The following is a 13,371-nucleotide window of genomic DNA, read 5'->3' on the forward strand; positions in this document are numbered from 1 at the left end:
CCGGAAAGCAGTCGTTGACGACTCCAACGTCGGCTCTGTAGAACGTTCACGGAACTGGTGCTCTCGGCCACAACCAGCCATTTATGGTGGCGGGAGACGTAGCATTGGATTGTCGGCTTTACATCCGATTGTGTTGAAAAAGTCGCCCGTGGTTCGGAATGTTCGGTATCCTGGAAGACATCGATCGACGGGAGTGATTCGTCATGATGGGTCAACTGGGCAGCGGACAGGACAAACTCTTCTACTCGTTCAACCTTGATAATCACGTCCCTCGCGAGCACCTGTTGAGAGGCATCGATCACTTCCTTGATCTGCGTGATCTACGCCAGCATCTCGCACCGTTTTACAGTCCGATGGGTCGGCCATCGATTGATCCAGAGCTCATGATCCGCATGTTGATTGTGGGCTACTGTTTCGGCATCCGATCCGAGCGCAGGCTATGCGAAGAGGTGCATCTGAATCTGGCATATCGATGGTTCTGCCGCCTGGGTCTGGAAGACGCCGTACCCGAACACTCGACATTCTCCAAGAATCGCCACGGTCGCTTCCGCGATAGCGATGTGCTGCGCCATGTGTTCGAGTCGGTGTTGGGTCGGTGCATGTCCGAAGGGCTCGTAAAGGGTGAAGGATTCGCGATTGACGCAGGCATCATCAGAGCCGACGCGAGCTCTGCACGCGGTGTTCCGGGTTCTGGGCCCATCGACTGGGGTTGCGTCAAGGGACAAAGCCGTGCAGTGGTGGAGTATCTGGAAGCATTGGAAGAAGCGAATCCAGCGGGCACCGAAGCGGCGGAGGTGGCAGAGACATCGGCCCCTCCAAAGAGGATGTCTCTGACGGATCCCGCTGCGAGCTGGACAGCCGCGAAGGGCGGCTTGCCGTTCTTCGCCTACTCGACCAATTATCTGATTGACCTGCAGGCAGGGATCATCGTGGACGTCGAGGCGACGCCCGCGAACCGTTCGCACGAAGTGGAATCAACCAGGACGATGATTGACCGCGTTGAGCGGCGGCATGATCTCAAACCTCGACGTCTTGCAGGCGACACCGCGTATGGCTCGGCAGCGATGCTTGCCTGGATGATCGAAGAGAAGGAGATTGCACCGCATGTTCCGGTCTGGGATAAAACGACGCGCAAGGACAATACATTGTCCAGCAGCGAGTTCCTATGGGATGAACTGGCCAATGAATATCGCTGTCCCACCGGGCACGCACTACGCAGTGATCGGCGCAAATTCAGGAATCCGCGCTCGCGCGTCACGAAGGCTGACACGATCATCTATCGGGCAAGTCAGCTCGACTGCGAGAGCTGTTCGATGAAGGATCGCTGCTGTCCGAATACACCATTTCGCAAGATCGGCCGCAGCATCCATGAAGCTGCACGCGACGAGGCCAGGCGTATTGCGAAGACGCCTGAATACAAGCGATCTTGCCGTGAGCGAAAGAAGGTGGAAATGCTCTTTGCCCATCTCAAACGCATCCTGAAACTGGACCGTTTGCGACTGCGAGGTCCAAGCGGTGCTCATGATGAGTTCCTGATGGCAGCGACTGCGCAAAACCTGCGAAGAATGGCCAAGCGGTTCATGTCAGGAAGCAAGCCGATGAACCAGGCAGTTGCATGACGAGAAATGAGGATCGTTGCCTTGCCCAAGTTCACCACTTCGCCGATCGTCACAACTCGATAACGTCGTGCCAACTCCCGCGCCCTGATCCAAAACAGGACTTTTTCAACGCAATCCGGCGCACAGATGACAATGAGTTCGGCGCACCTCGCCCTACCGCCGGCAGGTTCAGTCCGGGACGCTTCTATAGCCCGAGGTTATAGTAAGTGTCCTTGACGACGGAGGGGTCGCGAGTGGCCTCAATGAGCTTATACGGGCGAGAGGGGAACACAGTCGCGGCGAAGTCGCAAATCTGGAGGGAGACGCCCCGGCTCGACGGGGCCGTCGCTCACGTCACAGGTTGAGCCTCGTAATCCGTTGGCCTTGCACGCCGAGCCCGGCCATCAACCCCTGCTGGCCGAAGATAAATGCGTAGACATCTGCCTGCAGCGTTGTGGTGTTCATCGACCTGGCTGCGCCCGCGTCCACGACTACGATACTTGGGCCTACGCCAACGGACCATCCGCTGCTATCGAAGGGCTGGCGCGCGGCTGCGTCGCTCATCAGGAACAACGCCTCCGAGAGCGTCTGCGCACCAGCCTGCAGGCCCCACGAAACCCCTGTGGCTCGGAAGTGGCCCAGGACTTTGCCGTCGGGACCGAACAGCACGCCTCTTCCGCCTTGCCCGCCGACTCCGAGGCCCGCCCGGAAGATGTTCGGGAACACAAGAACTGCTTTCGCCCGGTCATGAAGGTCTCTAGCCCTGGGAGCCGTGTCAAACAGTTGCTGGAGCGCCGCGCGCGCTTGTGCCTCCAGTTCTGGATCACCCATGCCTGAGGGAGCATTCTGCTGCGTCGAACAGGCCATCGTGAACAACAGAATCGGGACTGTAAGAAAAAGCCGCAGATACCTGGTCATGACACGCGCTCCATTCGAAAATCGATCTGGCTAAAACGAACGCCCCGCCTCGGGATCTTCCCAAGTCATATCAATAACGGTACATGCTTGCCGTCAAGACAATTGGAGTTTGGCCTCATAGCGGCGTCACAGGTGTCTGAAGCCGGCTCGGTCCCTCTCTGCTCTACGCGACCTTTTATACCCCTACGGCAGCTTCGTGTCGAGTTTGAGACGCTGGGCGGATTAGTTCAAACGGCTGGACCGGATCGGTTTGGTGCGTTCGCCGTCGACCCGGGTACGGCCACTTTGAGACACTCGACGCCACCGCTTAAACTGTTGACAATCATCCTTCCTGACACGAACAAGACGATGACCGAAATTGAACTCTTGAGGCCTACAATTGCATTGCTGCCGAGCTACGTTTCGGCCCTTGAGGCGGGATGGTCACCTGACAATGCTCGCAAGGAGGTCGCGGCCCGCGAACAGTTGCACGCTATCGAATTGAACGCGGAGGCATTCGTCGATGGGCTGAATGATCCGACCGCAGCGGGCGGCCCGATTCCTTTGCCCGACGGATCGACGATCGCTCGCCTGCCAAGCATTGTTCGATGGATTTGGGACGGCGATGTCAGCGGCGCAATCGGATTTCGTTGGCAGGCTGGAACTGCCGAGTTGCCGCCGTGTGTACTCGGACATATCGGCTTCTCGGTCATGCCGTGGAAGAGAGGCAACGGCTACGCCAGGCAGGCGCTCAACTTGATGCTGGGCGAAGCGAGGCTACAAGGCCTGTCTTACGTTGAGCTAACGGTTGATCCCGAAAATATAGCCTCACAGCGGGTGATCGCAGCATGCAGCGGTGTCCTGATCGAACGGTTCAAAAAGACGGCCGCCTACGGATTCGCTGAAACTCTTCGTTATCGCATTGAGCTAGCCGACTGAGGAGCCTGTCGGACCCTGTTCGGCCAGGAAGCGTCATTCGCCAATCTCACCGTTCGGACGTTCGGATGTCGCATCCGCTCCGCAAACGGCCATTCGATGGGTCTGGGCGAACACATTTTCATCCGGTAATCGCAGACGAAAGCTGACCATTGACTAATGTGAACGACTGCCGGCGGTTGTGCGCCAGGGGAATTCCTTCTCGGCGGCCCACCCGATTGTCAATCAGCCGCGCTATGCGACTCGCGCCCGTCTGTCACGCTCGCGCGTGCAAATCGCATTCGATATTCGCTCGGCGAGAGACCCGTCTTTCGCTTGAACAGCTGTCGAAACGTACTGATGTCTCCATAGCCCACTCGCTGACTGACCATATCCAGGCCAATGGGCCTGGACTCCAGCAACTGTTTGGCTACCTCAATGCGCAGGTTTTGCAAATACGTCAACGGCGCAAGGCCGACTGCCTGCTTGAAACGCCGGTTGAGCGTCCGTTCGCTGACCGCGAGCCACGCGGCTAGCTCGCTCAGCCGAAACGCCTGCTGAAGTGTCGCCTCCATGCGCTGCTGAGCGCGTGCGACGAGTGAATCGAGATGACCGTGGTCCTCGACAAGCTTGGCATAGGACGCTTGGGAAGTCCGGTTCATATCGATCAGTAACGACTTGGCTGTCATGGCGGCAAGCTTCTCGCCGGCAAACATTTCGACCAGCCGCACCGCAAGATTGAGATAGGACGTCACCGAACCGCCCGAGATAATGCCGTCTTGCCAGGTCAGGACTTCGCGCGCCCGAAGTTCGACACGCGGATACCGTCGGGCGAAGTCAGTCGCACTGGCCCAGTGCGTGGTGGCGACCCGGCCATCCAGTAGGCCCGCCTCGGCAAGCAGATAGTTGCCGGTGCAGTATGCGGCCAGCACGGCGCCCGCTTTGCGTTGGCGCCGTAGCGCGGAAGACAGCGCATTTAACTGCTCCCGTCGGCCGATGAACACGCCCATGTCAGAAAAAAACGGCGCCGTTAGCAGAATGGCTTCTGCCCGTTTGCGTGGATCGATTTTGCCGTCCACCTGAATGCTCTGGCCCGAAGCAGCCGTGACCGGCTGTCCATCTAGCGATTCGACGCGCCACGTGAACATGGGTACAGGTTTGGACCCGCGCGCGGCTAACTTGCCGCTCAGATGATTGGCGGCGTTCAGGACGTCGATAGGGCCCGCGACGCCCGACGCCAGAATGCCGTCATACACCCAGATCCGAATCGTGGTCATGTGCGCACGTGTCTTATCTTCCTCGAACAATGGCGATGCTGCCACTTCCCGGTCCCCTCGTAAAGGCCGATGATCGCCCCACCGAAACGCCTCAATCCGCGAGACGGCAAGGATGCCGTGCTCGCTAACAGCTCCCATACCTCCGAAGGAGAATCCGAAATGAAATTCAACGATACGGCGCCGGTCCTGGCGCCTGCTGGCGGTCTGCCGTTCTGGCTCGCCAGACTGTCCGAAAATGCAACGCTTGAGGCCACGGTCCTGAAGCGTCCGGTCGAAGGTCGGGCCGATATCCTCGCAGTCATCAAGCACGCTGTTTCGCTCTATGAGTTCCAGCATCACAGCTACAAGGGCGAGATAGGCGAGGGGCTCTACATGGAGTCCTATCGCTCGCAAATTCAGGGCGTGCCGATCGAGACTCTGCTCGTGGCGCACCTGAACGAAAGGGGTGACGCCGATTCCGTGGTGATCAACCATCGCCCGCTGAATGCTGCGATGCTGTTTTCGAAGCTGATGTGGGAGCGGGTCGACGAGCGATTCCGTGAGCTCTATCTGAGCGGACCGGAAGCCGATGCGTTGAATGCCGCGTCGATGTAACAACGCATACACCGTATGCACTGACGCAGCTTGGTTTTGTATCGCAACGTATCTGCCCGTCGCTCTGACACGTCTAGTCACAAAACCCCCCTTCCCAGACACATACGGAATACGTCGACGCGCTCAAATACGTTCATCGCGCGGTGAGTCCGATTAGTCAGGCGGCTGCCCGACTAGCTGCGCTTGAATCGTACAGATCGTTCGTAGTCTGAAATTTGACCTTCAATATATTGCATATGCAACTTGAGCCGAACATGTCGTTAGACGTTCAACCCGAAGCAGGGCGTGTCATGAGTAGCGAGATCGCACTTAACTGTCTGCTCACGCGCACGCGGCAGATTTCCAGGGTCTTGACCGCGATTTACGACGAGGCGGTACGGCCGTTCGGCGTCAACGCGTCTCAATTCACACTGCTTGTGCTCATCGTCGAATTTGGGCCACTGAGCCGCTCGGACCTCGGGCGCCGCAATTGTCACGACCGCACGACGCTGACGAGAAATTTGCGGCCTCTCATCTCGCGCGGGTTGGTTTGCGAAGGTGTATCAGGAAGCAATGTCCGCAGTCGTCCTCTTTCGTTGACGGGACAAGGCAACGCATTGCTCTGCAACACGGCGCCTGCGTGGTCGGCTGCGCAGGCAAAAGCGAGGGCACTCGTCGGCGCAGTCGGTGCCGACGCGCTCATGGGTATCGCGGGCGACTTGCCGTACCGCACGAGCTCATTTTTTTAATCACCAATGTTGCATATGCAACACCATTAAGGCGCTCCGCGCCCATCCTTATCGATAACGGAGTTTGCAATGAAAGTCGTTAAAGCTGCCGCAGTCCAGATCAGCCCGGTGCTCTATAGCCGTGAGGCAACAGTCGCCAAGGTCGTGCGAAAGATTCACGATCTCGGTGAGAAGGGCGTGCAGTTCGCCACGTTTCCGGAAACCGTGGTGCCTTATTACCCTTACTTCGCTGCCGTCCAGACGGGCATTCAGCTTCTTTCCGGAACCGAGCATCTGAGGCTGCTCGACCAATCGGTAACCGTGCCGTCGCCTGCAACCGATGCGATCGGTGAGGCTGCGCGAAAGGCCGGCATGGTGGTCTCGATTGGCGTCAACGAGCGTGACGGTGGAACCATCTACAACACGCAATTACTCTTCGATGCAGACGGCACGCTGATCCAGCGCCGCCGCAAGATCACGCCCACGCATTTCGAACGGATGATCTGGGGTCAGGGCGACGGGTCGGGTCTGCGCGCCGTAGATAGCAAGGTCGGCCGCATTGGGCAACTCGCATGCTTCGAGCACAACAACCCGCTGGCGCGCTACGCGATGATGGCCGATGGCGAGCAGATCCACTCGGCCATGTATCCGGGTTCAGCTTTCGGCGAGGGCTTTGCCCAACGGATGGAAATCAATATCCGTCAGCATGCGCTGGAGTCGGGCTGTTTCGTCGTCAACGCTACGGCGTGGCTGGACGCCGACCAGCAGGCGCAAATCATGAAAGACACGGGCTGCGCGATCGGACCGATCTCGGGTGGCTGCTTCACCACCATCGTGACACCCGAAGGCATGCTGATCGGCGAACCGCTGCGGTCTGGCGAGGGCGAGGTCATTGCCGATCTCGACTTCACGATGATTGACCGACGCAAGTTGTTGATGGATTCGGTAGGCCATTACAACCGGCCAGAACTGCTGAGTCTGATGATCGATCGTACGCCGACCGCGCATATTCACGAACGCATCGATCACGACAATCCGATCGCAGAACAGGGCCTGGACGACATGCGCACCACGGTTGCCTAAGCTCCGGACTCGGTTCGTCCTTAAGTGTGCATATGCATAAATAGTCTTGTACTCATGAAGAGGTGAAGGATATGACAAGTCAATCTACACAGGATCGTTCGATTCTCGTAACCGGCGCTGCCGGCGCGATCGGTGGCATCGGGCGCAACGTCACGGAAATGCTGCTCGCCAGAGGGCATAAAGTACGCGCCCTGGTTCGCCGTGAAGATGAGCGTGCTGAAGATCTGCGTCGACTCGGCGCGCAAGTCATGGTGGGCGACCTGACCGATCTCGCCTCGATGCATCGTGCGATCGAGGGGTGCGCGCGCATTTATTTCGGCATGTCGATCTCGGCGAACTATCTGGAGGCCACGGTCAACGTGGCTGCCGTCGCGCGCCATCATGGGATCGAAGCCCTCGTGAACATGTCGCAGATGACAGTCACGGAAATGAGCATCACTGAGACCACCAACAGCCCTCAGCACAAGCTGCACTGGCTCGCCGAGCAGGTATTGGCATGGTCCGGGTTGCCGGTTGTCACAGTGCGGCCCACGGTCTTTCTCGAAGGTTTCTTTCTGCGGCTCGCCGATGTAGGCGTGCGTGATCGCGACGAACTGGCGTTGCCGTTAGGCACTAGCCGCACCTCGCCGATCTCGGCGGTCGACGTGGCGCACGCCGTGTCCGTCATTCTCGACGATCCGGCGCCGCATATCGGTCATGTCTATAACCTGACGGGACGCGAGTCGGCTGATCTCGAGCACTACGCGCGTGCTTTTTCCGACGCACTGGGCCGGACGATCCTTTACCGCGATGTGCCGCTTGCTGCGTGGACCAATACGCTGCGCAAAGCCGGCGTACCGGCGCATCTCGTCGATCACCTCGGCGTGATGGCTGAACTCCATACGCAAGGAAGATACGACCGTATGACCGACGATCTGTCCAGGCTCATCGGCAAGGCGCCGACTAGCATGCGCGAATTCGTGCAACTCCATGCTGCCGAGTTTACGCCCGGCAAGGGCACCGCTTAACGCCTTCGCGTTCCTGCACACACTGTTCTATCGCGATCGCCATCGATAACGCGTGAGACTACGCTGCTACTCATAGAGAACATCGCTTTTTCGACAATCGGAAAAATCATGTCAGACAGCATGCTTCCCCAGTCTCCCTCTCGCCGTCGCTTTGTTAGCGTGGCAGCGGCCGCCGTTGCCGCCGGCTCATTGAGTCAGCTCGCCTTTGCGGACCCGAATCTGGCCATCACCGACGTGACCCAACCAACTGGTGGCGACAAAACGGCCATTCGTCCGCTTCGCATCCATGTGCCTGAGTCGCAACTGATCGATTTGCGGCGACGCATCAAGGCGACGAGATGGCCAGATCGGGAAACGGTCACCGATGATTCGCAAGGCGTGCCGCTCGCGATGATTCAGGAACTCGCGCATCACTGGTCGACCGATTACGACTGGCGCAAGGTCGAAGCAAGGCTGAATTCGCTACCAAATTTTGTTACCGAGATCGATGGGGTGGACATCCATTTCATCCACGTCCGATCGAAACATGAAAACGCGATGCCGCTCGTGGTCACGCACGGCTGGCCCGGTTCGGTCATAGAGCAACTGAAGATCATCGACCCGCTGACCAACCCGACGGCCTATGGTGAGAGCGCATCGGACGCGTTCCATCTTGTCATTCCCTCGTTGCCGGGCTATGGGTTCTCAGGCAAGCCCAGGGAAATCGGCTGGGGTCCGGAGCGCACGGCGCGCGCCTGGGCGGTGCTGATGAAACGCCTGGGTTATGCGAAATTCGCGGCGCAAGGCGGTGACCTCGGCGGCATTCTGGCGAACGTGATGGCGAGGCAGGCGCCGCCTGAGCTGATCGGCATTCACGTCAATTTCCCCGCGACGATTCCACCCGAGATCGCAAAGGCGCTGCAAGTCAACGATCCGGCGCCAGCCGGCCTCTCGGCCGAAGAAAAGCTGGCCTACGACCAGCTGAGCGCGCTGTCGAAGCGGCGTGCCTACGCATTGGAGCAGGGTACGCGCCCGCAAACGCTCTACGGGCTGTCGGACTCGCCCGTTGCACTGGCGAGTTGGCTTCTCGATCATCCGGACGGCTATGGCCAGCCTGCGTCTGCACTCACCTCAGCCGTGTACGGGCGCACGATCAACGGACACTCATCGGGCGAGCTGACTCGAAACGATGTCCTCGACGACATCACGCTCTACTGGCTGACGAACACGGGGGTTTCTGCGGCCCGCTTCTACTGGGAGTCGCACTTCAACTTTTACGCTGCCGCCGACGTCTCCGTTCCGGCCGCCATCAGTGCTTTTCCCGGTGAGAACTATCAGGCCCCGCGCAGTTGGACACAGCGGGCATATCACAACCTCGTCTATTACAACCGGCCCGAAACAGGTGGTCACTTCGCGGCGTGGGAGCAGCCGCATCTGTTTGCGCAAGAGGTTCGCGCGGGATTGAGACCTGTGCGCGGGTAGCGGACGGGAAGGGACTTCGGCTTCTCTTTAACTGTCTCTTGAATGGCGAGAGATGCACTGCGGATCCGTCATCCACCGCCAAGTTCGCTGGCCCCGCAGCCGGAACGCCCGGTGCACCATGGCTTACCTCGCTTTGTTGCCGGTGGGCGCCGCAAAGCGCAAGCGGATCAGAAAAGAAACAGGCCTGCACGTCCGGTCGGCTATCATGCCAATCTTCTTCGAAGTGGCTCCTTATGATTTCTGTCCGTAATCTCACGCTGCGCCGCGGCGTTAATGTCGTACTCGACTGCGCGTCCATCACATTCGCCCCCGGCGAAAAGATTGGTCTTGTCGGCCGCAATGGCGCCGGTAAATCGTCCTTCTTTGGCCTTCTCAACGGCACGCTGCACGAAGACAGCGGCGAGTTCTCGATTCCCGCTGCGTGGAAGATGGGCCAGGTCGCCCAGGAGATGCCGGAGACCGAGCAGAGCGCGACGGACTTCGTAATCGAGGGTGACACCATGTTGTTGGCCGCGCAGGCCGAAGCAGCCGCCGCCGAAGCCAGCGACGACGGCATGCGCATGGCCCACGCCTATATGGCCCTGCACGACGCCGGTGCACACGATGCCCCCGCACGTGCCCAAGCGCTGATCCTGGGCCTTGGCTTCAGTGCTGCGCAGCTTGTCCAGCCGGTCAACAGCTTCTCCGGCGGCTGGCGCATGCGACTGCAACTGGCGCGCGCGCTCATGTGCCCGTCCGACCTGCTGCTGCTCGACGAGCCGACCAACCACCTTGACCTCGACGCGCTGGTCTGGCTGGAAGCCTGGCTCAAACGCTATCAAGGAACCCTGGTAGTGATCAGCCACGATCGCGAATTCCTCGACGCGGTGACGCAGGTGACGGTGCACGTCGACAACGCCAAGCTCGTGCGTTACGGCGGCAACTACAGCAAGTTCGAAGACATGCGCGCCGAGCAGCTCGTATTGCAGCAGGCTGCAGTGGCCAGGCAGGCGGACAAGATCGCTCACCTGCAGAAATTCATCGACCGATTCAAGGCCAAGGCCTCGAAGGCGAAACAGGCGCAGAGCAGGGTCAAGGCGCTCGAACGCATGGAAAAGATCGCACCGGTGCTGGCCGATGCGGAGTTCACCTTCGAGTTCAAGGAGCCCCTCAACGTCCCGAACCCGCTGTTGTCGATGCTGGACACGAGCTTCGGCTACCCCGCGCCGACCGGCGCACTGCCGGGCACGCCGCCCACGGTCATCGTGCGGGGCATCAACCGTTCCGTGCTGGCCGGACAGCGGATCGGCATTCTCGGTGCCAACGGCCAAGGCAAGTCCACGCTGGTGAAGACGGTAGCGCACGCGCTGGCGCCGATTGCCGGCGAAATCAGCGAAGGCAAAGGCCTGAACATCGGCTACTTCGCCCAGCAGGAGCTCGACGTGCTGCGCCCGCTCGACACGCCGATGGAACACATGATCCGCCTTGCCAGGGACACGCCGGCTCACATGCGCGCTCCCGGCCAGAGTGGAACCGAACAATCGCTTCGCACCTTCCTCGGCACTTTCAACTTCAGTGGCGACACGGTCCATCAGGCGGTTAGCACGATGAGCGGCGGCGAAAAGGCGCGGCTCGTGTTGTGCATGATCGTGTGGCAGCGCCCCAACCTGCTGCTGCTCGACGAGCCTACCAACCACCTCGACCTGGCCACACGCGAAGCGCTAGCCATGGCGCTCAACGAATTCGAGGGCACGGTGATGCTGGTCAGTCACGACCGGGCCCTGCTGCGCGCGGTATGTGATGAGTTCTGGCTGGTCACCAGGGGCGGCGTCGAGCCCTTCGACGGCGATCTGGACGATTACCAGCAGTTCCTGCGCGACGAAGCCCGTCGCATGCGCGAGCAGGCTGCCGCAGAGCAGAAGGCCATCGCCTGAGTTAGCTCCAGGCGGGCGGCGGGCGTTGCATGGCAGACGAAGCGCGGACGTTCGCCAACGTCTTCAGCATTGGTGCGGACAAGCGCGCTCCAATCAAGGTATCGGCCACAAAGAGCCGTTTGAAGCTTATAGGCAAAAGCCCGCTCTCGGTCGTTCAACGGATGTTCAATCACGCAGGGCAAAAGTCCTCGGGAATCGAGCGTCACTTATAAGCCGACGGGCATTGCCTCAGGAGCAATGTAGCCGAACGTGCGAATCCGGCGCTCAATTCGAGAGACTGTTCATTGCGGTCACACCTAATGCTGCACGAACGAGGTCGCCATGACGTGCAATCTTGCCCTCCCGTGCCGCGATCTTCGCGTGATGTTTGGCTCAGTCTGGCGCGCATCTCTTCGCCACATTGACGATTGACGCCTTCCGCGCTTCCGACGACTTTTGTGCCTCGCTCGCGCGGTTTCCGGCAAGCGAGCCACGTTCACGCCTGCGCCTGAAAAACCAGATTGAACGGCGTTTGCGTTGCGCGCCTGAAGCGCGTGAAGCCGCCGGCAGTCACGACTTCTCTGAGCCGCGCTTCGCCCGCCTGCGCGCCGAGCGCTCTTCTGCCTTCCTGTGATAACGATGCGCCTGTGCAGATCATCGTCGACGCAGAATAGAATACCCGTCCGACAGGATTGATATTGTCTTCGAGGCGGTCATTCGCGAACGGTTCCACGATCATCCACGATCCATCGGATCGCAGCGTTTGCAGGACGTGTGCTGCTGCGCCCGTCGGGTCGCCCATATCGTGCAGGCAATCGAAGAATGCGACGAGGTCGTAGTCCTTTCCAGGATATTGCTGCGCGGTTGCGACTTCAAACGTGACGCGGTCGCCGAGGCCCGCGGCGTCGGCAAGTTCACGTGCTCTCTGCACGGACGGTTCGTGATAATCGAAGCCGATGAAAGCCGCGTTTGGGTATGCCTGAGCCATCAGTATCGTGGATGCGCCGTGGCCACAGCCAACATCCGCGACTTTCGCGCCACGCCCCTTGAGAATCTCTTGTACTCCGTCGAGCGCGGGGATCCATTCATCGACGAGATGCGCTGCATAGCCCGGACGAAAGAATCGTTCAGTACCCCGGAACAGTGATGGATGATGCTGATGCCAACCGACGCCCAAACCCGTGCGAAACGCGGCTTCGAGTTTCGGCAAGCTGCGGAACATCGCTTCGGCGCAGTCGCAGAAGCCGGGGATAAAAGTCGGGCTCGTTTCTTCGGCAAAGCACATCGCCATTTCATTGGCGAGCTGATAGCGGGCGGTCGAAGGGTCATAGTCAATGAAACCGGATGCAGCTTGCGCTGCGAGCCATTCGCGCACGTATCGTTCGGCGAGACCGGCGCGTTCGGCGACCTGCTCCGAGGTCATCCAGCCCTGCTCGGTCATCGCTTTATAGAGGCCGAGCCGGTCGCCGAGCGCGATCAGCGGCGCGCACGCCACGGCGCCGAACTCTCCAACCATACGCCCCATGAAGTCTTCCACTTTCTGTTGGTCGTATTGCATGTGCCACCTCACGCTACGAAGGCAGAATACATCTGACGAAAAAGGGCTGTCGTTCCTTGTAGTAAAACTAACGACGCCCTTGCAGAGTATAGGTAGGCAATAGCAGAATGAAACGACAATGTATGGCCCATCAGGCCGCAGTGGTGAAGGACGACGATGGGTCGGGAAGACCCATTCATCCATGACACAGCCGACATTCACCGGCACCGGGTTGCGAAGGTCAGCAAAACGCCGGGTAATTGCTGCCGTTCCAACGGCAGATTTCTCCGCTCACTGAGCGACAGGTTGTGGCCCGAAGTGAGCCTGATGCCAAATTGCCGAGTTCGACCCTGCGCCCGGACGACCAAAAGCGTCCGCCCACTCTTCTCATGCCGCTTCACGG

11 protein-coding genes are annotated in these 13,371 nt (G+C 59.6%); 8 read left to right on the forward strand and 3 right to left on the reverse strand.

Translation table 11 applies throughout. The features are described from left to right. The first annotated feature begins 203 nt into the window (after positions 1 to 203). On the forward strand, positions 204 to 1,619 hold the full coding sequence (locus B0G69_RS35355) for a transposase (protein ID WP_121324722.1): 1,416 nt from the start codon (positions 204 to 206) through the stop codon (positions 1,617 to 1,619). A gap of 333 nt (positions 1,620 to 1,952) precedes the next feature. Here B0G69_RS35355 and B0G69_RS35360 read toward each other — a convergent pair whose 3' ends face one another. After that, positions 1,953 to 2,516, reverse strand: a complete 564-nt coding sequence (locus tag B0G69_RS35360; protein ID WP_121324723.1) for a YSC84-related protein — start codon at positions 2,514 to 2,516, stop codon at positions 1,953 to 1,955. Positions 2,517 to 2,864: 348 nt separating this feature from the next. Between B0G69_RS35360 and B0G69_RS35365 the strand changes: the two genes are divergently transcribed. Then, on the forward strand, positions 2,865 to 3,434 hold the full coding sequence (locus B0G69_RS35365; protein ID WP_121324724.1) for a GNAT family N-acetyltransferase: 570 nt from the start codon (positions 2,865 to 2,867) through the stop codon (positions 3,432 to 3,434). Positions 3,435 to 3,652: 218 nt separating this feature from the next. On the opposite strand, the gene B0G69_RS35370 is transcribed toward B0G69_RS35365, so the two are convergent. Then, complete coding sequence (locus B0G69_RS35370; RefSeq protein ID WP_121324725.1) at positions 3,653 to 4,687, reverse strand: helix-turn-helix domain-containing protein; 1,035 nt, start codon at positions 4,685 to 4,687, stop codon at positions 3,653 to 3,655. Between the two features lie 69 nt (positions 4,688 to 4,756). On the opposite strand from B0G69_RS35370, the gene B0G69_RS35375 reads away from it, so the two are divergent. The 6 genes from B0G69_RS35375 to B0G69_RS35400 all read left to right on the forward strand — a co-directional run bounded on the left by B0G69_RS35375 (position 4,757) and on the right by B0G69_RS35400 (position 11,452). Beyond that, positions 4,757 to 5,281: a hypothetical protein gene (locus tag B0G69_RS35375; RefSeq protein ID WP_241991635.1), complete on the forward strand. Its 525-nt coding sequence runs from the start codon at positions 4,757 to 4,759 to the stop codon at positions 5,279 to 5,281. A gap of 290 nt (positions 5,282 to 5,571) precedes the next feature. Beyond that, a complete protein-coding gene (locus B0G69_RS35380) occupies positions 5,572 to 6,009 on the forward strand; it encodes a MarR family winged helix-turn-helix transcriptional regulator (RefSeq protein WP_241991636.1) in 438 nt (145 codons plus the stop codon). A 69-nt stretch (positions 6,010 to 6,078) separates the two neighbouring features. Continuing rightward, the gene (locus tag B0G69_RS35385; protein WP_121324728.1) at positions 6,079 to 7,071 is read left to right on the forward strand and encodes a carbon-nitrogen hydrolase family protein; all 993 of its coding nucleotides are present in this window, start codon (positions 6,079 to 6,081) and stop codon (positions 7,069 to 7,071) included. A 71-nt stretch (positions 7,072 to 7,142) separates the two neighbouring features. Continuing rightward, entirely contained in the window at positions 7,143 to 8,078 is a 936-nt protein-coding gene (locus B0G69_RS35390) for an SDR family NAD(P)-dependent oxidoreductase (protein ID WP_121324729.1), read from the forward strand. A 108-nt stretch (positions 8,079 to 8,186) separates the two neighbouring features. Further along, positions 8,187 to 9,539, forward strand: a complete 1,353-nt coding sequence (locus B0G69_RS35395) for an epoxide hydrolase family protein (RefSeq protein ID WP_121324730.1) — start codon at positions 8,187 to 8,189, stop codon at positions 9,537 to 9,539. A 233-nt stretch (positions 9,540 to 9,772) separates the two neighbouring features. Continuing rightward, positions 9,773 to 11,452 (forward strand): ATP-binding cassette domain-containing protein, encoded by a 1,680-nt coding sequence (locus B0G69_RS35400; RefSeq protein ID WP_121324731.1) that lies wholly within the window; start codon positions 9,773 to 9,775, stop codon positions 11,450 to 11,452. A 475-nt stretch (positions 11,453 to 11,927) separates the two neighbouring features. Here B0G69_RS35400 and B0G69_RS35410 read toward each other — a convergent pair whose 3' ends face one another. Continuing rightward, complete coding sequence (locus tag B0G69_RS35410; protein ID WP_121324733.1) at positions 11,928 to 12,989, reverse strand: class I SAM-dependent methyltransferase; 1,062 nt, start codon at positions 12,987 to 12,989, stop codon at positions 11,928 to 11,930. Positions 12,990 to 13,371: the final 382 nt, after the last annotated feature.

It is taken from the genome of Paraburkholderia sp. RAU2J (genome assembly GCF_003634845.1).
Classification (GTDB): domain Bacteria; phylum Pseudomonadota; class Gammaproteobacteria; order Burkholderiales; family Burkholderiaceae; genus Paraburkholderia; species Paraburkholderia fynbosensis.